Source organism: Mycobacterium triplex, assembly GCF_000689255.1.
Taxonomy (GTDB): domain Bacteria; phylum Actinomycetota; class Actinomycetes; order Mycobacteriales; family Mycobacteriaceae; genus Mycobacterium; species Mycobacterium triplex.
This window is the reverse complement of sequence record NZ_HG964446.1, coordinates 903605-928078: the sequence shown is the minus strand read 5'-3', so window position 1 is coordinate 928078 and position 24474 is coordinate 903605. Positions and strand designations below refer to the sequence as shown.

The window sequence follows — 24474 nt, the reverse complement described above, 5'->3', positions numbered from 1 at the left end:
CGCACTGCACGAATCTAGCCCGCGCTGCGCGTGGAAGCGCTGGCGTCCTGATCCACCGGCACGCCCCGCAGGCCGTGCCAGAACAGGTCGATCATCAGCTCGGCGGCCTCGTCGACGTCGATGTCGCCGGTGGACAGCCGGTTGGCCATCGCCTCGCCGGCACCCACCAGCGCGACCGCCATCATCTGATGCTCGGCGTCGGTCCGCGGCGTCCGGCTGTTTTCCCGCACCAGGCCGGCCACCAGCTCGATGATCTGCTCGCGACCCTCGCGCACGGTGTGGGCGAACGCCTGCGAGCTGATGGCCTGGGTGTACATCACGATCCAGGACGCCCGGTTGGCGTCGATGTAGCGCAGAAACGACCCGATGGTGTTGCGCAGCAAGTCCCTAGGGCTCTGGGTGAAATCGATGTCGGCGCGCACCGCGTCGATGAACCGGGTCATCTCACGGTTCAGGCAGGCGCCGAACAGGTCCTCTTTGGAGCCGTAGTACAGGTACAGCATCGGCTTGGAGATCTCCGCGGCGGCGGCGATGGTGTCCATCGACGTCTCGTGGTAGCCGTTGACCGAGAACATCTGCACGGCGGCGTCGAGCATCTGCTGTTCCCGGACAGCGCGCGGCAGCCGCTTGGTACCACCTGCCATCGCTGCGCCCTTTCAGGCCCGTCGGGCCCTGTCAATCTGACTCCAGGGTAACGATCGAGCGGCCGATCAGTGTCCACACGCCCGGGCGGGTCCCTTCATCGCCGCCACCCGCAGCAGCGATTGGTCCACCGCCGGCAATGCCAATTCGCCTGCGGATACCGCCTTTTCGAGGCGGTCGAGCACCGCCGGGACCTCGTCGGTGGTGACCCACAGCGCGACGTCGACGCCCGCCTGCAAACTCTTGAGCGCCGCCTCGGCAACACCGAATCGATCCGAGATCGCGGCCATGCTGGACAGGTCGTCGCTGAACACCGGGCCGTTGAATGGCGGGGCCCCGTAGCCGATGCCGTCGCGCAGCAACTGCACCGCGGGCCGGCTCAGGCTGGCCGGGTCGTCGCCGGTCAGATCGGGAACCTGCAGGTGGCCCACCATGACGGCGACCGGTGTGGACTTGATCAGCGTCCGGTACGGCACCAGGTCGCTGCTCTGCAGGTCGCCCAGCGGCGGCGTGACGACCCCGCCCTTGTGCGAATCACCGGAACCGTGCCCGTGGCCGGGGAAATGTTTGAGCACCGGCAGCACTCCGGCGTCGCGCAAACCCTGCGCGTAGGCCCCGGCGTAGGCGGTGACGGTCGCGGGATCGTTGCTGAACGAGCGGTTGCCGATCACGGCGTCGTCCGGTTCGTCGGAGACGTCGACCACCGGCGCGAAGTCGACGGTGATGCCCAGGTCGTGCATCTTCTTGCCGCGCTGGGCCGCCAGCTCGTGGACCTGGTCGGGAGTTTGGCTCTGGGCCAGCTCGCGGGCCGACGGGGCGGTGCCGATCAGCGATTTCAGCCGGGACACCCGGCCGCCTTCTTCGTCGACACTGACCGCCAGCGGCAGCGGCCCCGCGGCACCCGCTATCTCGGCCAGCGGTCCGCCGAAGATGCCCAGGTCCGTCCAGCTGCCGATGAAGATCCCGCCGACGTGGTAGCCGTTGACCACGGCGCGGGCGTCGTCGGCGTTCTTCACGCCCACCATCAGCAGCTGGGCCAGCTTGTCGCGGGTCGACAGCTTGGTGGTGGGGTCGCCGCAGACCGATGGCGCCGGAGGTGCGGCGACCACCTTGCTCGTCGTGGTCGGGGGCCGGGCGGCGTCGTGGCCACATGCGACCAGCAACACCGAGGCGGCCAACACGGCCAGAATGCGCGGAAAAGGCATCGGGACATGGTGTCACGACGGGTATGCGCGGCGGTGCGGGCCCACCGGGCGTATTCCGCGCGCGCCGGGCGCGGACCGGGGATAAGTTAGCCGCAAGCCCATCGGGATCGGCAAGGCAGGGGCAGCGATGACTGCCTTCACACTGCAGCCGCTGCGGGCATCGCCGCGGGTCTGGCAATCGGCGCCGCCGCGACCGCCGGCGTCACACTCGCCGCCGAAGACCACGCCGCGGTGCCCGCCCGAGCGCCGTCCAACCCGTCCCCGCATTACCTGGCGCAGTACGGCGACCGGTGCCTCGGCGGGTACTGCCTGCCGTGCGACAGCCCGGACGACTGCTTGAACCAGATCCCGCCGGTGCCGGGACTGCCGCCGGAACTGCAGCCCTGACGCGCCTCACGGTCAGCGGACCGTGACGGCCGTTCTGCTAGGTTGACTTTTGGGTAGTCCCCCGTGACGACCGCGAAACCCGAGGAGACCGATGAACCGCATCATTGCGCCCGCCGCCGCGAGCGTGGTGGTCGGTCTGTTGCTGGGCGCGGCCGCGATCTTCGGAGTCACCCTGATGGTGCAACAGGACACGAAGCCGCCACTACCCGGGGGCGATCCGCAGTCGTCAGTGCTCAACCGGGTCGAATACGGCAACCGTAGCTAGCGGCGATCGCAAGCGCGGCCCTGGCGATCGCGAGCGCGGCGTAGCCGGGCGCAGCGGGTCGTCACTACAGGAAGAAGCCGCGCGCAGCGGGTCACCGCCATCGGGCTCGGCAGCGGCCAAGACTGCCGCTGTGGCGGAGTACGCCGAGGGCCTTTCCGTCACTCCACTGTCGCGACGCTGGCTTGTGCTGGTTGGCGCGATCTCACTGGCGCTGACGTTCGCGCAGTCCCCCGGGCAGGTGTCCCCCGACACCAAGCTGGACCTGACCGCCAACCCGCTGCGCTTCCTGGCCCGCGCGACCAACCTGTGGAACAGCGAGCTGCCGTTCGGCCAGACGCAGAATCAGGCCTATGGGTACCTGTTTCCGCACGGCACCTTCTTCGCGATCGGCCACCTGCTCGGGGTGCCCGGCTGGATGACCCAGCGGCTGTGGTGGGCGTTGCTGCTGACGGTCGGCTTCTGGGGCTTGCTGCGCGTCGCCGAGACGCTGGGGATCGGCAGCCCGACGTCACGGCTGATCGGTGCGGCGGCGTTCGCGTTGAGTCCGCGGGTGCTGACCACGCTCGGATCCATCTCGTCGGAAACCTTGCCGATCATGCTGGCGCCGTGGGTGTTGCTGCCGACGATCCTGGCGTTACGCGGGACGTCGGGGCGGTCGGTGCGGGCGCTGGCCGGCCAGGCCGGGCTGGCGGTCGCCCTGATGGGCGCGGTCAACGCCATCGCCACGCTGGCCGGTTGCCTGCCGGCGGTGATCTGGTGGGCCTGTCATCGGCCGAACCGGTTGTGGTGGCGCTACACCGCGTGGTGGTCGCTGAGCCTGGCGCTGGCGATGGCGTGGTGGGTCGTGGCGCTGCTGCTGCTGCGCAGTGTCAGTCCGCCGTTTCTGGACTTCATCGAATCCTCGGGGGTGACGACGCAGTGGTCGTCGCTGGTCGAGATGCTGCGCGGCACCGACAGCTGGACCCCGTTCGTGGCGCCCACCGCGACCGCGGGCGCGCCGCTGGTGACCGGTTCGGCGGCCGTCCTGGCCACCTGCCTGGTCGCCGCGGCCGGGCTGGCCGGGCTGGCCGGCCCGGCGATGCCGGCCCGCGGACGGCTGGTGACGATGCTGCTGGTCGGGGTGGTGTTGATGGCCGTCGGCTACAGCGGGGGGCTCGGCTCGCCGCTGGCACACCAGGTGCAGCTGTTCCTGGACGCGGCGGGCGCACCGCTGCGCAACGTGCACAAGCTGGAGTCGGTCATCCGGATTCCGATCGTGCTGGGCGTCGCGGCGCTGCTGGGCCGGGTGCCGCTGCCGGGCAGCGCGCCGAGGGCAAGGTGGCTGGGTGCGTTCGCCCACCCCGAGCGCGACAAGCGGGTCGCCGCGGCGGTGGTGGTGCTGACCGCGCTGATGGTCAGCACCTCGCTGGCGTGGACCGCGCGGCTCACTCCGCCGGGCACGTTCCGCGCGATCCCCCGCTACTGGCACGACGCCGCCGACTGGCTGACCGCGCATAACACCGGCACGCCGAGCCCCGGACGGGTGCTGGTGGTCCCCGGGGCACCGTTCGCCACGCAGATGTGGGGCACCACCCACGACGAACCGCTGCAGGTGCTCGGCAGTAGCCCGTGGGGCGTGCGCGACTCCATCCCGTTGACCCCGCCGCAGACCATTCGGGCGCTGGATTCCGTGCAGCGCTTGCTCGCCGCGGGCCTGCCCTCGGCCGGGCTGGCCGATACCCTTGCCCGCCAAGGCATTTCGTACGTGGTGGTGCGAAACGACCTGGATCCCGACTCGTCGCGTTCGGCGCGCCCGATCCTGGTGCACCGCGCCATCGAGGGATCGCCGCGCTTGGAGAAGGCGGCGCAGTTCGGCGAGCCGGTGGGGCCCGGTACGCTGCCCGGGTTCGTCGCCGACAGTGGGCTGCGCCCGCGCTACCCGGCCGTCGAGATTTACCGAGTGATGGCTCCCGGCAATCCCGGTGCGCCCTACTTCGCCGACCTGGACGGGTTGGCCCGCGTCGACGGTGGGCCCGAGGTGCTGCTGCGTCTCGACGAGCGGCGCCGGTTGCTGGGCCAGCCGCCGCCGGGCCCGGTGCTGCTGACCGCCGACGCTCGACGTGCCGGGCTGCCGGTGCCCGTCGTGACCATGACGGACACCCCGACCGCGCGGGAGACCGACTACGGCCGCGTCGACGAGCACTCGTCGGCGATCCGAGCCGACGGCGACACCCGGCACACCTTCAACCGGGTCCCCGACTACCCGGTCCCCGGCGCCGACCCGGTGTACGGCGGCTGGAACGGCGGGCGGATCACCGTGTCGAGTTCGTCGTCGGATTCGACCGCGATGCCCGATGTCGCCCCGGCGACATCGGCCGCCGCGGCGATCGACGGTGATCCGGCGACGGCGTGGGTGACCAACGCGCTGCAAGCCGCCGTCGGGCAGTGGCTGCAGGTCACGTTCGACCACCCGGTGACCAACGCGGCGATCACCCTGACACCCAGCGCGACGGCCGTCGGCTCCCAGGTCCGCCGCATCGTGATCGATACCGCCACCGGAAGCACCACGCTGCGCTTCGACCAGCCGGGCAAGGCGCTCACCGCGGCGCTGCCCTACGGCGAAACCCCGTGGGTGCGCATCACCGCCGCCGGCACCGACGACGGATCCAGCGGCGTGCAGTTCGGCATCACCGACCTGTCGATCACCCAGTACGACGCCTCCGGTTTCGCGCACCCGGTCGACCTGCGACACACCGTGCGGGTGCCCGGGCCGCCGCCGGGCTCGGCGATCGCGGGCTGGGATTTGGGCTCGGAACTGCTCGGCCGGCCCGGCTGCGCCGCGGCAGCCGACAGCGTGCGCTGCGCGCCGTCGATGGCGTTGGCCCCGGAGGAGCCGGTCAATTTCAGCCGCACCCTGACCGTTCCGGCGCCGGTGTCGGTCGTCCCCCGGCTGTGGGTGCGGCCCCGGCAGGGCCCCAACCTGGCCGACTTGATCGCCGAGCCGAATACCACTCGGGCCCAAGGTGATTCGGACAACGTCGACATCCTCGGCTCGGCATATGCGGCCACCGACGGCGACCCCGCCACCGCCTGGACCGCGCCGCAGCGGGTGGTGCAACACAGGAGCGCGCCGACGCTGACGCTGGTGCTGCCGCGACCCACCGAGGTCGCCGGGCTGCGGCTGCTGCCCAGCCGCACAACCTTGCCCGTGCAGCCGACGGTGGTGGCGGTCAACCTCGGCGACGGCCCGCAGGTCCGCAGATTCACGCCGAGCGGCGAGGGGGCCGCGCAGCGGCTTGCGCTGCGGCCCCGGGTGACCGACACCATCACCGTCAGCCTGCTGGACTGGCAGGATGTCATCGACCGCAACGCGCTTGGCTTCGACCAGCTCAAGCCGCCGGGGCTGGCCGAGGTCGCGGCGCTGGGCACCGACGGCAACCCGATCGCCGCGGCCGACGCGGCGCGCAACCGGCCGCGCGAGATCGTCGTCGACTGCGACCACGGCCCGGTCATCGCGGTCGCCGGCCGGTTCGTGCACACCTCGATCCGGACCACGGCGGGCGCGCTGCTGAGCGGCGCGCCGGTACCGGTGAGCGCCTGCGATCGCAATCCGATCGCGTTACCGACCGGGCAACAGGAATTGTTGATCAGCCCCGGCGCCCAGTTCGTCGTGGACGGTGCGCAGCTATCGACCCCGAGCGCCACCGAATTGCCAAGCACCACAGTGCTTTCGACCGCACCCGCCGCGACGGGGGCGTGGGGACCCGACCGTCGCGAAGTCCGCGCCACGGCGTCGTCCACGTCCCGGGTGCTGGTCATTCCGGAAAGCATCAACCCCGGCTGGGTGGCACGCACCAGCACCGGGGCCCGACTGACGCCGGTGGCCGTCAACGGATGGCAGCAGGGCTGGGTGGTGCCCGCCGGAGATCCCGGCACGATCACGCTGAGCTTCGGGTCCAATTCGCTGTACCGCGCCGGCCTGGCCGCGGGCTTGGCGTTGCTGCCGCTGTTGGCCATGCTGGCGTTGTGGCGGCGGCGCGGGCGGTCCGACGCCCCACCCGCGCAGGCATGGTCGCCCGGGCCCTGGGCGGTGGTGCCGCTGCTGGCGGCCGGGGCCGCGATCGCCGGCGTGGCCGGGGTCGTGGTGATCGGCGGTGCCCTCGGCCTGCGCTACGCGCTGCGTGATCGCGAGCGGTTGCGCGACCGGATCACCGTCGCCGCCGGTGCGGGCGGCCTGATTCTGGCCGGGGCGGCGCTGTCGCGGCATCCCTGGCGATCGGTCGACGGGTACGCCGGCCATTCCGCGACTGTGCAACTGCTGGCGTTGATTTCGCTGGCCGCGGTCGCCGCCTCGGTGATCGCCCTGCCGGATCGCGGGCGCGCGGCACACGACGAATAGCGTTTCGGGCGTTGGCGTGCCGTTCATTGGCTGGTTCACTGGATACGTCCAAGGAGTTGTGCCGATGGGATGGTTTGCTGCCCCCGACTACTGGTTGGGCAGGTTCGTGCTGGAGCGCGGCGTGGCGGCCATCTACCTGATCGCGTTCGTCGCCGCCGCGCTACAGTTCCGCGCACTCATCGGCGAGCACGGAATGCTGCCGGTGCCGCGGTTCTTGGCGCGGCAGTCGTTTTGGCGAACACCGAGCATTTTTGCGCTGCACTACTCGGACCGACTCTTCGCGGCGGTGGCCTGGCTCGGCACCGCACTGGCGGCGGCCCTCCTCGTCGGCGCGGCCGACCTGCTACCGCTGTGGGCCGCGATGTCGGTCTGGCTGATGTTGTGGGTGCTCTACCTCTCGATCGTCAACGTCGGGCAGGCGTGGTATTCGTTCGGCTGGGAATCGCTGTTGCTGGAAAGCGGATTCCTGATGATCTTCCTGGGCAATGATCGCGTCGCCCCGCCGGTGCTGACAGTGTGGATGGCGCGGCTGCTGCTGTTCCGGGTCGAGTTCGGCGCCGGGCTGATCAAGATGCGCGGTGATCCGTGCTGGCGCGACCTGACCTGCCTGTACTACCACCACGAGACCCAGCCGATGCCCGGGCCGGCGAGCTGGTTCTTCCATCACCTGCCCAAGCCGCTGCATCGAATTGAGGTGGCGGGCAACCACTTCGCGCAGCTGGTGGTCCCGTTCGGGTTGTTCGCCCCCCAGCCCGTGGCCAGCGTGGCCGCGGCGATCGTGGTGGTCACGCAGCTGTGGCTGGTGGCCTCGGGGAACTTCGCCTGGCTCAATTGGCTGACGATTGTCTTGGCGTTCAGCGCCATCGACGATTCTGCGGCCGGGCTGCTGGTGCCGGTTCCGGGCCATCGGCCGCTGCCGGAGTCACCACTGTGGTTCGTCGTCCTGGTGGTGGCGTTCGCCGGCGGGGTGCTCGTCCTGACCTACTGGCCGGTGCGCAACATGCTGTCGCCGAGTCAGCGAATGAACATGTCGTTCAACCCATTTCATTTGGTGAACACATACGGCGCTTTCGGCAGCATCGGCCGTATCCGCCGGGAGGTGGTGATCGAAGGCACCGACGAGCCGCGGCTCACCGCGCAGACCGTGTGGAAGGAATACGAGTTCAAGGGCAAGCCCGGCACGGTCAGACGGTTGCCCCGCCAATGGGCGCCCTACCATCTGCGGCTGGACTGGCTGATGTGGTTCGCGGCGATCTCGCCCGGCTATGCCCAGCCCTGGCTTAAACCGCTCCTGCACCGGCTGCTGGCCGGCGACCGGCCCACGCTGCGGCTGTTGCGGCACAACCCTTTTCCCGACTCACCGCCGCGCTATGTGCGCGCTCAGCTCTATCGGTACCGGTTCACCACACCGGCGGAATTGCGGCGCGACCGGGTGTGGTGGCATCGCGTGCTGGTCGGCCAATACCTTCCGCCGACCACGCTCAAGGCGCCGACACCCCCGCCCGCCAGCCCTTAGCCCAGCCTGCCGATGTCCGTAATGAGCTGGGAAACCACCGTGATCGTGGCGATTTGACGCCCGTTGTCGTCGTCGAGGTCGGCGCCCAGCACGGCATTCGTCTTCGTCAGCTTCAGCACCCGGCCGGTCGCCACATACGATTTCGCCGTTCCGGCGCGCAGGATGGTCACCGTCATGCTCAGTGTCGGGCAAGGACAACCCGTCACCAGCGAACCGCAGTGGGTGGCCGTCTGGTCCAGCATCTCGGCCATGGATCCACCGCTGAGTTGAGCGAAATTGAAAGCGCCGGGACCGGGTTCGTATGACATACGCAGCCATCGCTCGGCGCAACTGCCCTCGAGGAACCTTGCGTTCAGCAGCGCCAAGTTGGGGGTCAGATGCTTGTTGGCGTGTGCAACCCATTCCGCATCCGACAGGCCGGTCCCGGGTTCTCCGAAAAGCCCCAGATATCCAGTGACATCCACGCCTGTCAGGGTAGGACGAATCGGCCTTCGGCTGCGGCTCGTGCGTTTGTCGTATCAACCCGTGCGCGTTGTGTCCGTGCATTTGGCCATGTTCCCGAGCTAGCGTCACCATCGAATCAATGCACTCGATTCAGGGGGTCGTTCGAATGACGCGCACAAAAACCGGTTCGCTGGCGGCGGGCGGATTCAACTGGGATAGCTTGCCGCTGCGGCTGTTCGCCGGAGGCAATGCGAAGTTCTGGAATCCCGCCGACATCGACTTCTCCCGCGACCGCGCGGATTGGGAACAGCTGACCGATGAGGAGCGCCTCCTCGCGATCCAACTGTGCGCTCAGTTCGTCGCCGGCGAGGAAGCGGTCACCGAAGACATTCAGCCGTTCATGGCGGCCATGCGGGCCGAAGGTCGCCTGGGTGACGAGATGTACCTGACGCAGTTCGCTTTCGAAGAGGCCAAACACACCCAGGCGTTCCGGATGTGGCTCGACGCCGTGGGCGAGACCGGCGACCTGCACCGCTACCTCGAACCCCTGTCGGCGTACCGGCAGATCTTCTACGAGGAGCTGCCAAACTGTCTGGGCGCGTTGACAACCGACCCTTCCCCGGCCGCGCAGATCCGGGCATCGGTCACCTACAACCACATGGTCGAGGGCATGATGGCGCTGACCGGCTACCACTCCTGGCACAAGATCTGCACCAGCCGCGACATCCTTCCGGGCATGCAAGAGCTGGTCCGGCGCATCGGCGACGACGAGCGACGTCACATGGCCTGGGGGACCTTCACCTGCCGACGCCATGTCGCCTCCGACGACGCCAACTGGGCCGTATTCGAGTCCCGGATGAGCGAGCTGATCCCGCTGGCGCTGCAAGCCACCGAGCAGTCCTATGCGATTTTCAGCGACCCCATCCCGTTCGGCCTGGACATGGAGGAGTCCCGACAGTACGCCTCCGACAAGGGAATGCGACGCTTCGGCACCATTTCCAGCGCCCGCGGGCGCCCGGTCGGCGAGATCGACCTCGACTACTCGCCGCTGCAGCTCGAGGACTCCTTCGCCGCCGAGGACGAAAAGGCCCTGGCGGCGTCCGCCTAGCCGCCTTACTTTTGATAGGACAGGGCTCCCGTGCCGGCGAGTTGTCCGCCCTCGACGATCAGGTACTCCTGACGAATGGGCTTGGCGGCGAACCAGCTTTCCAGGATTTCCCGCGTGCCGGCCGCGTAACGGGCCTGGGCGGACAGGGTGGTTCCCGAAACATGGGGGGTCATAGCGCTATTCGGCATGGTCCGCCACGGGTGGTCCGCCGGTGGCGGCTGCGGGTACCAGACGTCGCCGGCGTAGCCCGCGAGCTGGCCGCTACGCAACGCGGCCGCGATCGCCTCGGGCACGGTCTCTTCGCCGCGCGCCGTGTTGACGATGTAGGAGCCCCGGCGCATCGTGCCCAGCAAACGCTCGTTGAACATCCGGCGGGTCGCTTCGTACAGCGGCGAGTGGATGGACACGATGTCGACCGAGCGCACCAGCGACTCGACTCCTGCGTGGAAAGTGACGTTGAGCTCCTTCTCGACCTCCGGCGACAGCCGGCGGGTGTCGGTGTAGTGCAGGTTGACGTCGAACGGAGCCAGGCGGCGCAACACGGCCCGCCCGATCCGGCCCGCCGCGATCAGCCCGACGTCCATGCCCTCCAGGTCGTAGGCGCGCTCCGCGCAATCGGCGATGTTCCATCCGCCTTCGGTGGCCCACCGGTGCGAGGGGACGAAATTGCGCACCAGGGTCAGGATCTGCATCACCGTGTGCTCGGCGACGCTGATGCTGTTGCTGTAGGTCACCTCGGCGACGGTGATGCCGTGCTCCTTGGCCGCTTCGAGGTCGACGTGGTCCGAGCCGATGCCCGCGGTCAGCGCCAGCCGGAGGTTAGGCGCCTTGGCGATCCGCTCCTTGGTCAGGTATGCGGGCCAAAATGGTTGGGAAATAACGATATCGGCGTCGGGGAGCTCACGCTCGAACTCCGAATCCGGACCGTCCTTGTCCGACGTCACCACCAACTCGTGGCCTGCGTCTTCGAAAAACTTGCGCAACCCGAGCGCACCCGAAACACAGCCGAGTAGGTCGCCGGGAGTGAAGTCGATGTGCGACGGCGTCGGTACGGTGCTGCCGTCGGGGTAGCGCTGAATCGCCGGGATGCTGTCCCGAGCGTATTTCGGCGGGTATCCGTCGACCGGATCCGGGTAGAGCACCATCACACACTTGGCCATCGGTTTCTCCTCTTACGGGTAGCTGCACCCCAGCTTTCGCCGATGGCGTCGAAGGTGTCCAAGACGCGCTTCCGACTGGCCGATAGGCCGCGCCGATCAGCGCTGGTCAAGTCCGCCCGGCGCCCGGCCGAACACCTCACCGATACCGGTGTCGCGCGCGACCTGGATCAGCGCACGCGTCACTACCGAGCCGGGTTCTGCCGCGTTCGTGACGAGCACCATCGGGGCGGTAACCGACGGATCGTGCAGCCGCAGCACCGAAGCTCCGGCCGGTACACCCAGGGCGCGAATCCAAGTATGCGGCACGATACTCGCCCAGCGGCCAGTGCCGACATGCGCGAAGAGCGTTGCGACCGAATCAGTTTCGAGTTGCGGACTCACCGCAAGACCTTGAGTTGCCAGTGCGTCGTCGATGACGCGGCGGCCGCGCATCCCTTGGGTCAGCAGGCACAGCGGTAATGCCAGGGCGTCCGCCCAACTGATGGTGTCGGTTTTCCCGGGAAGCAAGTCGCTGCCCACGATCAGCACCTGGTGCTCCTGGTACAGCGGGGTGACCAGGAGTTCGTCGGTATCGTGGCGGTCCGGGTATAGAACCCCCGCATCCAGCTCGAACCGGCGGATTCGTTCGACGATCCCGGCCGAGCGCAGGTTGGTCTCCACCTGCACCCGCACCAACGGGTGTGCGGCACAAAACGGATCCGTCAGCAGCGCAACGGTGGTCACGGCGTTGGGGACCACCCCCAACCGCAACTCGCCGACGAGCCCGGTCTGCAATGCCGTGACTTCGAGCCTGAGAGCGTCGCAATCAGCCAGTACGCGCCGTGCCCAATGCACGAGACGCTCGCCTTCAGGTGTCAGGCCTTCGAACTTCTGGCCGCGCTGCACCAACGGCACCTTCAGCTCGCGTTCGAGCTTGCGGATGGCTTCCGACAGCGCCGGCTGGGACACGTGGCAGGCGCTCGCGGCACGGGCGAAATGACGCTCCCGGGCAAGCGCTACGAAGTACTCGAGCTGACGAAACAGCATCGCACCTACAGGGTTTCGTCCAGCTCGCCGAGCCGGTCGGTCAGCCGCAGGTTCTCCGAGTAGTCGACCGGGCAGCAGATCAGCGAAACCCCGTCGTCGGCGAGCGCGGCCCGCAGCGTCGGCAACAGCTCGTCGGCGTGAGAGATCCGATACCCTTTGGCGCCAAAGCTTTCGGCGTATTTGACGACGTCAGGATTGTCGAACTTCACGTAGTAGTGGGCCCCGAGCTCGAGATCCATCTTCCACTCGATCAGGCCGTAACCGTTGTCCTCCCAGATCAGCACCACCAGGGGAATCTTTTCCCGCACGGCGGTCTCGATTTCCTGCGAGTTCATCATGAAGGCGCCGTCGCCCACCACTGCGAGCACCTTCGCCTCGGGTCGCGCCAGCTTGACGCCGAGGGCTCCGGGCAGTGCAAAACCCATGGTGGACAAGCCATTCGAGATCAGACACGTGTTGTGCTCGAACGTCGGATACAGCCGGGCCATCCACATCTTGGTGGCCCCGGTGTCGACCAGCACCACGTCGCCGCGGCCCAGCGCCGCCCTGGTATCGGCAACGACCCGCTGCGGCGCCAGCGGGTACCGCGAATCCTGTTGTCCCCGAGCGAATTCCTCGGCCAACAACCCAGACCCGGGAACGTCGGCATCGTCGAATCGGTGACCGGACAGCGCGTCGGCGAGCTGGCCCAGCGAATCGCTGATGTCGCCGATGATGCCGACGTCAACCGAATAGTGGGCGTCGACCTCGGCCGGGAAACGATGGATGTGAATGATGTGCTTGTCGGCCTGCGGGTTGATCCGCACCGGGTCGAATTCCTGCAACTCGTAGCCGACCGCGATCACGACATCGGCATGGTCGAAGCCGAAGTTGACGTAGTCGTGCCGCATGAACCCCAGCGTTCCGATGCTGTTGGGGTGATCGTCGGGCATGACGCCCTTGCCGTGAAACGTGTTGGCCACCCGAATCCCGAGTTCCTCGGCGAAACGCACCAGGGCGGCCGTCGCGTCGCCGCGGGCGGCCCCGTGTCCGGCCAACACCACCGGACACCTGGCGTTGCGCAGCATGTCGACCGCGCGGGCAACCTGGCGGGCGGCCGGCGCATCGGCCCGGACCACGTTGCGCGGCAACGGCGTCAGCTCGTAGTCGGCTTCGTCTTCGTCGATGTGCTCGGGCACGGCCAGGTAGACCGCGGCCGGGCGTTCGGTCTCGGCGGTCTTGAACGCCTTGCGCACCATCTCCGGGATGGCGTGCGGGGTGGGCACCGAGGCCGACCACCGGGTGATCGGCGCGTACATCGACACCAGGTCGACGTACTGGTGGGACTCCTTGTATTCGCGGTCCTGCCCGACCTGCGCCGAGATCGCGACCACCGGGGTGCTGTTGGTGGTGGCGTCGGCGACGCCGAGCTGCATATTGATCGCGCCCGGGCCCAGGGTCGCCGAGACCACCCCCGCGCGGCCGGTGACCCGGCCGTACATCTCGGCCATGAAGGCGGCGGCTTGTTCGTGCCGGGTCAGCACGTAGCGGATGTCGGAGGCCGCCAGCGCTTGGATGAACCGGATGTTCTCCTCCCCCGGTATCCCGAATACGACGGAAACTCCCTCGTTTTCCAGGCACTTGACGATCAGCTGAGCCGCTGTGCTCATCCGCCACCTCCCTCCTGGGAACGATAGTGGCAGGCTAGGAGTTGGACGTTCTACTTACCTTGGGAAAAGACTGCGAAGGGAAGGATGTCAGCGTGTCAATCGCGACGATCAACCCGGCCACTGGCGAAACCGTAAAGAGCTTCACCCCGGCGACAGACGACGAAGTCGACGCCGCGATCGCGAGGGCGCACGCGCGTTTCCTCGACTACCGGCACAGCACCACGTTCGCCCAGCGCGCGCAGTGGGCCAACGCCACCGCCGACCTGCTCGAGGCCGAAGCCGACGACGTCGCGGCGATGATGACCCAGGAGATGGGCAAGACCCTGAAGTCGGCCAAGGCCGAAGCGCTCAAGTGCGCCAAGGGTTTTCGCTACTACGCCGAGAACGCGGAACGACTGCTGGCCGACGAGCCGGCCGAGGCCGCCAAGGTCGGCGCGAAGAAGGCCTACACCCGATGGCAGCCGCTCGGGGTGGTCCTGGCGGTGATGCCATGGAACTTCCCGCTGTGGCAGGCCGTGCGGTTCGCCGCGCCGGCGTTGATGGCCGGCAACGTCGGTTTGCTCAAGCACGCCTCGAACGTGCCGCAGTCGGCGCTGTATCTGTCCGACGTGATCGCCCGCGGCGGGTTCCCCGCGGATTGCTTCCAGACGCTGCTGGTCTCGTCGAGTGCCGTCGAGCGCATCCTGCGCGACCCGCGTGTCGCGGCGGCCACCCTCACCGGTAGTGAGCCGGCCGGTCAATCGGTTGCCGCGATCTGCGGCGACGAGATCAAGCCCACCGTGCTCGAGCTCGGCGGCAGCGACCCGTTCATCGTGATGCCGTCGGTGGACCTCGACGAGGCCGTCAAGACCGCCGTCACCGGCCGGGTGCAGAACAACGGGCAGTCCTGCATCGCCGCCAAGCGGTTCATCGTCCACACCGACATCTACGACGCCTTCGTTGACAAGTTCGTCGAGCGCATGGGCGCGCTCAAGGTCGGCGACCCGACCGACCCCGACACCGACGTGGGCCCGCTGGCCACCGAATCGGGCCGCGACGAGATCGCCAAGCAGGTCGACGACGCCGTCGCCGCCGGTGCCAAGGTCCGTCTCGGCGGCAAGACTCCCGACGGCCCGGGGTGGTTCTACCCGCCGACGGTGGTCACCGACATCACCAAGGACATGGCGCTCTACACCGAAGAGGTGTTCGGCCCGGTCGCCTCGATGTACCGCGTTTCGGGCATCGACGAAGCCATCGAGATCGCCAACGCCACCACGTTCGGGCTGGGCTCCAACGCCTGGACCAATGACGAGGCCGAGCAGCAGCGCTTCATCGACGACATCGAGGCCGGCCAGGTCTTCATCAACGGCATGACGGTGTCCTACCCGGAGCTGGGGTTCGGCGGCATCAAGCGGTCCGGCTACGGCCGCGAGTTGGCGGGCCTGGGCATCCGGGCGTTCTGCAACGCCAAGACCGTGTGGGTCGGCTAGAGGCTACCGTGCCGAGCGTGGGGCCTACGGAAGTATTCGGGGCAATTCCCGTGCGTAAGACCCACACTCGGCGATCCGGGCGCCGCTAAACGCTGGCCAGGGCCCGCTCGTCCTCCTCGGCGAAGGTGTCCTCGAGTTGCAGCGGTGAGTAGTCGAGGTCGATCTCGCCGAGCGGGCGCCCGCGGGCACTCGAGATGGTGCCGAAGCGCCGCATGCCCTTGTCGGAGGCGTATTGCATGAACTCGTCCACCGACAGGCCGAAGGGCATCGGGTCGTACAGCGCGAAGCCCTCTTCGATCAGGCGCAGCCCCAACGGCATCAGCTCGCTCATCCGCGTCTCGAAGACACCCCAGTTGGCGTCGTCGGCGGCGACATGGCGCCGGCAGGTGAAGGTGCCCCACGCCATGTGGCGTCGCTCGTCGTCGCCGATGCGCCGGACCAGCTCCTGCATCCCGGGCAGGATGCCGCGGTCCACGCAGATCTTGTGCCAGCCGAAGTATCCGGTGAGCGCCAGCATGCCTTCGACCATGTGGTTGTAGGTGACCGACGCCCGAACCTGGGCGGCCGGTGACGGGTCGGTCGAAAGCGCGTCGAGGCAGGCCGGCAGCTCTTCGTAGAAGATTGTCCGGTAGGTCGGGACGTCATCGAGGAAGCTGTGCAGGTCCTCGGTGATGCCGACGGCGTCGAGCCACATCCGGAACACCTGGACATGCTTGGCCTCCTCGAAGGCGAACTGCGTCAGATACATCTCGTCGCCGAGCCGGCCCTCGGCGCGCATCGCGGCCATGAACGGCTGGATGTCCTGGGTCACCGATTCCTCGCCGGCGATGAACTCGGCGCACAGCCGGGTCGCGTAGCTGCGCTCGTCGTCGGTCAGGCGTTCCCAGTCCGCCCTGTCGCCGGAGAAGTCGATGTCGGCCGGATTCCAGAACTTTGCATTGCCTCCCGCAAATAGCTTGAGCGGCAAGCTATCCCAGTTGAGACCGCCCTGTGCCATTGAAGCACTTCGGGTGCGTTTCATGTGACCTCCTCAGATCGCATCGGGGCTGGGGTAACGGAGGCATCGGGCGTCGCGAACGCGGCGATCAGCACCGCGATCAGCCGGCGCACGGCCAGCGCCGGCTGATCGGGGCTGGGCTCGTCGAGCCCGAGGATGGGGTCCAGGCCGCGCATGTAGGGGGCCAGCGCCAGGTGCGGAAAGATCAGCAGCAGCAGCGACAGCAGTGCGTCGGTGTCGGCGTCGGCGCGCAGATCGCCGCGGGTCTGGGCGCCGTGCACCAGCGGCCGCAGCACCTCCAGGTAGTGACGGTGGATGACGCTGCGCACGCTGATGCGGGCGTCGGTGTCGACCTCGAGGGTCGCCGCGGCGTGCAGCGAGCGTTCCCGCGGATGCTCGGCGAAGTAGGCGACCCAGCCGTCGAGCAGGTCGGTGAGAAAGTCGAAGAACGGCCGGTCCGGGTCGAGTTCGCGGATCAGGTCTTCCATGTAGGCGCGCACCCGCTGGCTGCCGATGTCGGCGATGAACGCGAACAGGTCGCGCTTGTCCGCGAAGTACTGAAACAGGCTGCCCTTGGCGACGCCGGCGCGGCGCGCGATGACGTTCAGGCTGCCCGCGGAGAATCCGTGTGCCCCAAACTCGGCCTCGGCGGCCTCGATGATGGCCGTGCGACGAGCCGGGTCGACGCGCGCCCAGGTGACCGTCGGCATCTCGCCTCCTTGCGTCGATGACCACTGGTCATTCTACTGTGAGCCACGCCACAGTCAAGGGGTACGGATGTTCTTGCGCCTGCCGAGCGTGAAGCTAACTTCACGCTCGATGGCGAGGCGACTTCCCGAAGCTACGGCCGCATTTGGTAGGCGCCGTTGATCGGCAGGACGTGTTCCTTCCAGACCTGGTCGTAGCGCGCCTCGTCGAACACCGGCCGGCGGATCATCCGCTTCGCGAAGCCGGCCTGCGCATCGGTCGTGGCGCGTTTGTCCCCCAATTCGACGGCATAGCTGTTGAAGTCGCGCACCAGCACGGCGAAGATCTCGTCGATCAGCGCGTCGTCCACCCCGGACAACGGTGCTTCCTCCAGGATCAGCTGCGCGTAGGGCACCGTGGCGAACAGCTGGCCCACCCCGAAGGCGAAGTCGATGTCCTTCTGCTGCACCGTATCTGGGGTTGCACTGGCCAGCATTTCGGCCAGCACGTCGATCTGCTCACGCAGCAGGGCGACGTTGGGCAGGTGCGCGAAGCTGTCGAACGGCGCCCGCCAGTCGTGGAAGCGCACCCTGCCCAATCCCCCAATCGGGCCCTGGTTGAACAGGAACGAGTCGTCGACGGCCTCGTCGCGGCGTTCGATCAGCGGCAGCTCGCTGTCCGGCGCGAACAGATAGTTAGGCATGAACTTGGCCAGCAAGCCGATGTTGATGTGGACCGTGCCCTCCAGCCTGGGCAGCAGCCCGATCTCGCGGACCATGGCCTCGAAGATGGTGTCCTTCTCCACACCCTTGGCGGCGATCACATCCCACAGCGCGGTGATCACCCGCTCACCCTCGCTGGTGATCACCGCCTTGGTCAGCGGGCTGTAGAGCAGGTAGCGACGGTCCTCGGCCGAGGCGCTGCGCATGTAATCGCAGGCGCGGGTGGCGACCAGCTTCATGGCGACCAGCCGCGCGTAGGCATCGGTGAGCAGGCGCCGCACGTGGCTGAAGTCGGTGACGACGGTGCCATACAGGTAGCGGTTGGCCGCGTGGGTGACCGCCTCGTACATGGCGTGGGTACACATGCCGACCGCGCCCCAGCCGAGGTTGTACTTGCAGACGTTGACGGTGTTGAGCGCGGCGTGGAAGGCCTCGGGCCCGCGGTGCAGCAGATCGGCCTCGGTGACGGGGTAGTCGCGCAGCGCGTAGTTGGCGACGTAGTTCTGCGAGTTGACGACGTTCTTGATCAGCTCGTAGCGGTCGTGCTGGGAGTCGGCGACGAAGAACACGTACTCGTCTGTGTCGGCGATCTTGCCGAACGTCGAGACCATTCGCGCGACGTTGGCATTGCCGATGTAGTACTTCTCGCCGCTGGCCGTCCAGCCGCCCTCGCTCGGCGTCAGGATCATGTCGGTCTGGTAGACGTCGGCGCCATGGCTCTGCTCGGATAATCCGAAGCCGAACACCTCACCGGCTTCCAGCTGGGCGGCGGCCTTGCGCTTGGCGTCGTCGTTGTCGCTCATCCAGATCGGGCCCAGGCCAAGGGCGGTGACCTGGAAGGGATACCAGTAGTTGAGCCCGTAGAAGCCGACGATCTCGGCGAATTCGCTGATCCGGTAGGTGTCCCAGCGACAGTCGTCGGCGCCGTACCGCGACGGCGTCAGCAGCGAGGCGAAGATGCGCTCCCGCCCGACGTGCTCCAGGAAGTCCGAGTACCAGACCCGCGCGTGATCGTCGGCCTTCAACCGGGCCTTGCCGCGGGACTCGAAGAAGTCGACGGTGGCGGCCATGATCTCTCCCGAGCGAGCGTCGGGGTAGCGGCGTTGCAGATGATTGGGATTGAGCAACATGCGCCAGACGGTACGCCGATGTGTGGGGTCGCGGTATCAGCCGACGGTCGGCCGGGAAATTCGCATTGTCGTGGCGATTGCCTCTGTTGGATCACCACCGGCCGGGCCTAGCATCAGCGACGTGTCCGAACTAAATACCGCACGCGGATCCATCGATACGGCTGATCTCGGCGTGACGCTCATGCACGAGCACGTCTTCATCATGACCACCGAGATCGCCCAGAACTATCCGGAAGCCTGGGGCGACGAGGACAAACGGGTGGCCGACGCGATCGACCGCCTCGACGAGCTCAAGGCCCGCGGCGTGGACACCATTGTCGACCTCACCGTGATCGGGCTGGGCCGCTACATCCCGCGAATCGCGCGAGTCGCGGCGGCCACCGAACTGAATATCGTTGTGGCGACCGGGTTTTACACCTATAACGATCTGCCGCTGCGATTCCACTATGAGGGCCCGGGCGGCATGCTCGGCGGGCCGGAGATCATGGTCGACATGTTCGTCCGCGACATCGAGGAAGGCATCGCCGACACCGGCGTCAAGGCCGGAATCCTCAAGTGCGCCACCGACGAACCCGGCATCACCCCCGGCGTCGAGCGGGTGCTGCGGGCCGTCGCCCAGACGCACAAGCGCACCGGCGTACCGATCTCCACGCACACCCACGCCGGGCTGCGGCGCGGGCTCGAGCAGCAGAAGATCTTCGAAGAAGAGGGCGTCGACCTGAGTCGGGTGATCATCGGGCATTCGGGCGACAGCACCGACGTCGGCTACCTCGAGGAACTGATCGCGCCCGGCTCGTACATCGGGATGGACCGGTTCGGCATCGACGCGATCTCGTCGTTCGAGGACCGAGTGAACATCGTCGCGCAGATGTGCGAGCGCGGGCACGCCGACAAGATGGTGCTCTCGCACGACGCCAACTGCTACTTCGACGCGCTGCCCGAGGAACTCACGGCGCAGATGATGCCGAACTGGCACTACCTGCACATCCACAACGACGTGATCCCCGCCCTGAAAGAGCGCGGGGTCACCGACGAGCAACTGCACACGATGCTGGTGGACAACCCGCGGCGCATCTTCGAGACGACGGGCGCTTACTAAATGACCCAGAGTGAGCCCATCCCGCCGATCGGTACCCAGATTTCGGCGCTGGCCGAACGGGCACCCGACCAGCCGGCGGCCACCTGCGACGGTGAAACCCTTACCCGCGCCGAACTCGACTCCTCGACGAACCGGCTGGCCCGCGCCTATGCCGAACGCGGGGTCGGCGTCGGCGACTACGTGACGATCTTGCTGCCCAACTCCGTGGAATTCGTGCAGGCCGCGGTGGCGTGCTGGAAGTTGGGCGCGGTGCCGCAACCGCTGTCGCCGCGGCTGCCGGCCGCGGAGCTGAAGGGCCTGCTGGACCTGCGGCCGCGGGCGTTGTTGGTCGGCGGCGAGGATCCCCTGGGCCAAATACCCAGTGTGCCAAAGGGTTTCACGCCCGATCCGACATTGTCGGACGCGCCGCTGCCCGAGGCGGTGTCGCCGAGTTGGAAGGCGATGGGATCCGGCGGCAGCACCGGGCGGCCCAAGCTGATCGAAGCCGGTGGCGACAGCCGGGTTTCGACGCTGACCGGCTATGCGATGGGCGCACAAGACGGCGACGTCACCTTTGTCCCAGTGCCGCTGAGCCACAACACCGGGATCACGATGGCGGCGCTCGCGCTGATCATGGGCCACCACTTGGTGTTGATGAACCGGTTCGACCCGGATCGATTCCTGCGGATCATCACCGACCAGCGCGTCACTTTCATGGTCGCGGTGCCGACGATCATGCAGCGGGTGCTGCCGGTCTACCACGCCAACCCGCAGGCTTACGACCTGTCGTCGATCCGGCGGTTCTGGCACGTGGCGGCGGTGTGCCCGCCGACCGTCAAGCAGGCCTGGATCGATCTGCTGGGACCCGAGAAAGTCTGGGAACTCTACGGCGGCACCGAATTACAAGCGCTCACGTTCATTTCCGGCGACCAGTGGCTGGCCCATCGCGGCTCGGTCGGCATCGTGGTCAGCGGTGAGATGAAAGTGCTCGACGACGACGGCAATCCCTGTCCGCCAGGCGTCATCGGCGAAATCTACATGCGCCCGGCACCGGGCAGCGCACCGACGTACCGCTACCTCGGCTCAACCGCGAAAACCCGCGACGGCTGGGACTCGCTGGGCGATCTCGGCTACTTCGACGCCGACGGCTTCCTGTATCTGTCCGACCGGCGGGTCGACATGTTCACCGTGGGCGGGCGCAACGTCTATCCCGCCGAGATCGAGAGCGCGCTGTCAGCGCACCCGGAAGTGTTGTCCTGCTTGGTCGTTGGCGTCCCCGACCCGAACGCCGGTGATCTGGGCCAGGTGCCCTACGCGCTGGTGCAGACGACCGACGACTCGACGCTGGACGCCATGGGGGTGCGGGAGTTCCTGCGCGCCAACATCGCCGGGTACAAGGTGCCGCCCACCCCCGACTTCATCGAATTCGTCGACACTCCCCTGCGCGACGACGCCGGTAAGGCCCGCCGCTCGGCGGTCCGGGCCGAGATCATGGCGCGGCTACCGGCCGCCGAGGCGAGCTGACCCTGGGGCATTAAGAATCCTTCAAGGCCCCGCCACCACGATCAGGGTTATGCAGATCGAGCCATTGAGTACGGAGCTGATCGAACGGTATCTGCGGTCGCGCCAGTTGCGATTCTTCCGCAGCGACGACGGCGAGGAATTCATGCTGGTGCTGTCCAACTATCAGCGGGGCAAGCTGCTGGTGAACCTGCGGATCAACGGCTTGCGGCGCGACATTTTGGAGATCTCGGTCAGCCCGGCCGGCTACTACCTCGCCAGCGATCGCCCGCGCCTGATGGAACTGGTGAACGACTGGAATCGCGACACGCATTGGCCCAAGGCGTTTGTCCGCGAGACCGCCCAGCCGAGCCACGTCAGCGTGGCCGGCGAGAGCGCATACCTGCTGAGCGACGGCATCCACCTGGACGGGCTGGGGAATTTCATCAAGTCCACCGTCGAGTACGGGGCCGACCTGATCGAGAAGATCGAGCAGGCCATCAGCCTGCCGTCCGCGGATGCGTTGGAAGAGTGGATGGATCGCACCGGCTAAGGCGCGATCGCGTCCGCCTCGGCATCTGCCGCCTGAGCGTCCGGCATCTCGCGTTTCTCCCAGCGGCGCAACGCTTCCCGGCACGGCGACTCGACCAGGGCGTAGCTCACCGCCGCGATCGCGAACCCGAAGATCAGCGTCAGCACCAACACCGTTGGCATGTCGCCGGTGAACGGAAACGTCCCCACCACCGGGAACACCATGGCCAGCGCGGCCAGGTGCCAGATGAACAGGCCGTAGGACCAGCGGCCCAGGGTCACCATGCCGGTGCTGCCCAACAGTCGGTGCGGGGTGTCGATCCGGTCCAGCACCAACGGCGCGACCAAGGCGAACGCGACCACCGAACCCATCGAGGTCTTCAGCGCGAACTGCGCCGCGGTCCCGGGAGTCAGACCCTCCGGACCCGCCAGCGGGGAAGCCGCCACCAGGAACGCGACCAGCGCGACGACGGCCATCAGCACCCGCCGGCGCGCCAACCGGTGGGGCAGCCCGATCGGGCTGTGCACCCACTCGGCCAGCAGCATGCCCGCGGCGAACCAGGAGATAAACGCCGGCGGCCAGTTCAGCGGATTGCCGGAACCCGGCTCTCCGCTGAATTGGGGCAGCCACGCCCAGGCCCAGCTGAGCACCCCGAGCCCGACGATCGTCGGTACCCGGGCGCCCACCGGAATGCGGCGGGCCAGCAGCGCGAGAATCGGCAACGCCAGATAAAAACTGACCTCGACCGACAGGCTCCACATCTGGGTCAGGCCGCCGGTCAGGGTGAGCGGTACATAGATCTGGGTCAGGGTCAGGTTTGCCAGCCACACCGTCGGGCTGGCGTGATCGGCGTCGGGCAGCAGCGTGAGGATGACGACGACGGCCACCAGATAGGCCGGCATGATCCGGACCACCCGCGATCGCAGGTAGTGGCCGGTGAGCGGACGCGGTGCCAGTTCCCTGGCCGCCGCCGCATGGCCACGCCACAACAGGAATCCCGACAACGCGAAGAACACCGCGACAGCAAGGTCGAAGCGGCCGAACAACCGGCCGTCGACCCCGCTGGAGTGGCCGGTCTGGAAGGCCACGTGCGTGATGACCACACCGATAGCCGCGCAGGCACGCATACCCTCGACGGCGGGGAGGAAGCTGCGGACTCCGCCCACCTGCTGGCTGTCGGTCACGATCCCAGTCTGCCTGCGCTGTGTTGCCTGGCGGATTGGGTACTGCTGTTAGGGTCAAACGGATTTGCCTAGAGCGTCAGGGAGGGCACGGCCACGTGAACCGAGCGGTCATGTTGCGGTTCGCCGCATGCGGAATCATCGGACTCGGGGCTGCCCTGCTGATCGCCGCGCTGTTGCTGTCGACCTACACGACCAGCCGGATCACCAAGATCCCGCTCAACATCGACGCGACGCTGGTCAGCGACGGCACCGGAACCGCACTGGACTCGGCGTCGCTGTCGAGTGACCACGTCGTCGTCAACCAGAACGTGCCCCTGGTTTCCCAGCAGCAGATCAGCGTCGAGTCGCCGGCCAACGCGGACGTGGTCACGCTGCAGGTCGGCACCTCGCTGCGGCGCACCGACAAACAGAAGGACACCGGGCTGCTGCTGGCGATCATCGACACCGTCACGCTCAACCGCAAGACGGCGATGGCCGTCTCCGACGACACCCACACCGGCGGCGCCGTGCAGAAGCCGCGCACCTTCAACGACGAGAACCCGCCCACCTCGATCCCGCTGCGCCACGACGGCCTGTCCTACCGCTTCCCGTTCCACACCGAGAAGAAGACCTATCCGTACTTCGACCCGGTCGCGCAGAAGACCTACGACGTCAACTACGACACCCAAGAGGACGTCAACGGCCTGACCACCTACAAGTTCACCCAGAACATCGGTTACAGCGCCGACGGCAAGCTGGTGGCGCCGGTGAAATACCCGTCGCTGTACGCCGGCGACGAAGACGGCAAGGTCACGACAACCGCGGCGATGTGGGGCCTGAAGGACGTCGACCCGGCCGAGCAGATCACGATGACCCGCTACTACGCGGCGCAGCGGACCTTCTGGGTGGACCCCGTCTCGGGCACCATCGTCAAGCAGACCGAGCACGCCAACCACTTCTTCGCCCGTGACCCGCTGAAGCCCGAGCTGACACTGGCCGACTACAAGGTCACCTCCAACGAAGACACCGTCGAATCCCAGGTGAACGCGGCCCGCGACGAGCGCGACCGGCTCGCCCTCTGGTCGCGGGTGCTGCCGATCACGTTCACCGCGATCGGCCTGATCGCGCTGGTCGGCGGCGGGTTGTTCGCGTCGTTCAGCCTGCGGACCGAAAGCGCGCTGACCGACCCCGGGCTGGACCGCGGCGACGAGGAGTTCTTCGGCCGCAGCGGGCTCGGGGAACGCGTGCCCGGCGCCGAGGCCGAGACCGAGAAGTTGCCCGCGCAGCACTCCGAATCGCATGACGACCCCGATCCCCCGCCCGGTTCGGACCCGCCGCACGGCGCCGCGTCCGAACCGAATCCGCCCGGCCCGCCCGACCGGGACTAGCCCGCGGTCACGCCGACGGTGATCGCGC

General features: G+C 67.7%; 19 protein-coding genes and 1 pseudogene. 10 read left to right on the top strand and 10 right to left on the bottom strand.

Annotated features, from left to right (window positions below):
* Positions 1-14: 14 nt before the first annotated feature.
* Both BN973_RS04240 and BN973_RS04235 read right to left on the bottom strand, forming a co-directional pair.
* On the bottom strand, positions 15-644 hold the full coding sequence (locus BN973_RS04240) for a TetR/AcrR family transcriptional regulator (protein WP_036466162.1): 630 nt from the start codon (positions 642-644) through the stop codon (positions 15-17).
* 66 nt (positions 645-710) lie between these two features.
* Positions 711-1847, bottom strand: a complete 1137-nt coding sequence (locus BN973_RS04235) for a glycoside hydrolase family 3 N-terminal domain-containing protein (protein ID WP_036466160.1) — start codon at positions 1845-1847, stop codon at positions 711-713.
* A 156-nt stretch (positions 1848-2003) separates the two neighbouring features.
* Between BN973_RS04235 and BN973_RS30940 the strand changes: the two are divergent.
* From BN973_RS30940 to BN973_RS04225, 4 genes and pseudogenes are all read left to right on the top strand, one after another.
* A pseudogene (locus tag BN973_RS30940) lies at positions 2004-2234 on the top strand (DUF2613 family protein); the annotation flags it as partial.
* A 91-nt stretch (positions 2235-2325) separates the two neighbouring features.
* Complete coding sequence (locus BN973_RS30285; RefSeq protein WP_066947240.1) at positions 2326-2499, top strand: DUF2613 domain-containing protein; 174 nt, start codon at positions 2326-2328, stop codon at positions 2497-2499.
* 130 nt (positions 2500-2629) lie between these two features.
* Positions 2630-6877: a DUF3367 domain-containing protein gene (locus BN973_RS04230; protein WP_198048889.1), complete on the top strand. Its 4248-nt coding sequence runs from the start codon at positions 2630-2632 to the stop codon at positions 6875-6877.
* A 64-nt stretch (positions 6878-6941) separates the two neighbouring features.
* Positions 6942-8393: a lipase maturation factor family protein gene (locus BN973_RS04225; RefSeq protein ID WP_036466159.1), complete on the top strand. Its 1452-nt coding sequence runs from the start codon at positions 6942-6944 to the stop codon at positions 8391-8393.
* Here the strand turns inward: BN973_RS04225 and BN973_RS04220 are convergent.
* The gene (locus tag BN973_RS04220) at positions 8390-8857 is read right to left on the bottom strand and encodes a PaaI family thioesterase (protein WP_036466158.1); all 468 of its coding nucleotides are present in this window, start codon (positions 8855-8857) and stop codon (positions 8390-8392) included. The two genes, BN973_RS04225 and BN973_RS04220, sit on opposite strands and share 4 nt — an antisense overlap.
* A gap of 146 nt (positions 8858-9003) precedes the next feature.
* Here BN973_RS04220 and BN973_RS04215 point away from each other — a divergent pair, with 146 nt between their 5' ends.
* Positions 9004-9945 carry a R2-like ligand-binding oxidase gene (locus tag BN973_RS04215; protein WP_036466157.1) on the top strand — a complete coding sequence of 314 codons (942 nt, stop codon included), beginning with the start codon at positions 9004-9006 and terminating at the stop codon, positions 9943-9945.
* 5 nt (positions 9946-9950) lie between these two features.
* On the opposite strand, the gene BN973_RS04210 is transcribed toward BN973_RS04215, so the two are convergent.
* The 3 genes from BN973_RS04210 to BN973_RS04200 form a co-directional block, all read right to left on the bottom strand.
* Positions 9951-11105, bottom strand: coding sequence for an NAD-dependent formate dehydrogenase (locus BN973_RS04210; RefSeq protein WP_036466155.1), 1155 nt, complete (start codon positions 11103-11105; stop codon positions 9951-9953).
* A 96-nt stretch (positions 11106-11201) separates the two neighbouring features.
* Complete coding sequence (locus BN973_RS04205) at positions 11202-12131, bottom strand: LysR family transcriptional regulator (RefSeq protein ID WP_036466153.1); 930 nt, start codon at positions 12129-12131, stop codon at positions 11202-11204.
* A 5-nt stretch (positions 12132-12136) separates the two neighbouring features.
* The gene (locus BN973_RS04200; RefSeq protein ID WP_036466152.1) at positions 12137-13780 is read right to left on the bottom strand and encodes an acetolactate synthase large subunit; all 1644 of its coding nucleotides are present in this window, start codon (positions 13778-13780) and stop codon (positions 12137-12139) included.
* Between the two features lie 92 nt (positions 13781-13872).
* Here BN973_RS04200 and BN973_RS04195 point away from each other — a divergent pair, with 92 nt between their 5' ends.
* Positions 13873-15249: an NADP-dependent succinic semialdehyde dehydrogenase gene (locus tag BN973_RS04195; RefSeq protein ID WP_036472019.1), complete on the top strand. Its 1377-nt coding sequence runs from the start codon at positions 13873-13875 to the stop codon at positions 15247-15249.
* An 85-nt stretch (positions 15250-15334) separates the two neighbouring features.
* Here BN973_RS04195 and BN973_RS04190 read toward each other — a convergent pair whose 3' ends face one another.
* The 3 genes from BN973_RS04190 to BN973_RS04180 all read right to left on the bottom strand — a co-directional run bounded on the left by BN973_RS04190 (position 15335) and on the right by BN973_RS04180 (position 18785).
* Positions 15335-16270: a R2-like ligand-binding oxidase gene (locus tag BN973_RS04190; protein ID WP_036466150.1), complete on the bottom strand. Its 936-nt coding sequence runs from the start codon at positions 16268-16270 to the stop codon at positions 15335-15337.
* A complete protein-coding gene (locus BN973_RS04185; protein WP_036466148.1) occupies positions 16267-16956 on the bottom strand; it encodes a TetR/AcrR family transcriptional regulator in 690 nt (229 codons plus the stop codon). Before BN973_RS04185 ends, BN973_RS04190 begins: the two co-directional genes overlap by 4 nt.
* Before the next feature lie 131 nt (positions 16957-17087).
* The gene (locus tag BN973_RS04180; RefSeq protein ID WP_036466146.1) at positions 17088-18785 is read right to left on the bottom strand and encodes an acyl-CoA dehydrogenase; all 1698 of its coding nucleotides are present in this window, start codon (positions 18783-18785) and stop codon (positions 17088-17090) included.
* Positions 18786-18906: 121 nt separating this feature from the next.
* On the opposite strand from BN973_RS04180, the gene BN973_RS04175 reads away from it, so the two are divergent.
* Genes BN973_RS04175 through BN973_RS29835 form a run of 3 tightly spaced genes read left to right on the top strand, consistent with a single transcriptional unit; the run spans position 18907 to position 21916 of the window.
* Positions 18907-19884 (top strand): phosphotriesterase family protein, encoded by a 978-nt coding sequence (locus BN973_RS04175; protein WP_036466145.1) that lies wholly within the window; start codon positions 18907-18909, stop codon positions 19882-19884.
* Positions 19885-21387, top strand: a complete 1503-nt coding sequence (locus BN973_RS04170) for an AMP-binding protein (RefSeq protein WP_036466144.1) — start codon at positions 19885-19887, stop codon at positions 21385-21387.
* Positions 21388-21436: 49 nt separating this feature from the next.
* On the top strand, positions 21437-21916 hold the full coding sequence (locus BN973_RS29835; RefSeq protein ID WP_051641111.1) for a type III secretion system chaperone family protein: 480 nt from the start codon (positions 21437-21439) through the stop codon (positions 21914-21916).
* Here BN973_RS29835 and BN973_RS04160 read toward each other — a convergent pair.
* Complete coding sequence (locus tag BN973_RS04160) at positions 21913-23022, bottom strand: acyltransferase family protein (RefSeq protein WP_084163575.1); 1110 nt, start codon at positions 23020-23022, stop codon at positions 21913-21915. The genes BN973_RS29835 and BN973_RS04160 overlap by 4 nt on opposite strands.
* 152 nt (positions 23023-23174) lie before the next feature.
* Between BN973_RS04160 and BN973_RS04155 the strand changes: the two genes are divergently transcribed.
* Positions 23175-24446 carry a PorA family protein gene (locus tag BN973_RS04155; RefSeq protein ID WP_036466141.1) on the top strand — a complete coding sequence of 424 codons (1272 nt, stop codon included), beginning with the start codon at positions 23175-23177 and terminating at the stop codon, positions 24444-24446.
* The last annotated feature ends 28 nt before the right edge of the window (positions 24447-24474 follow it).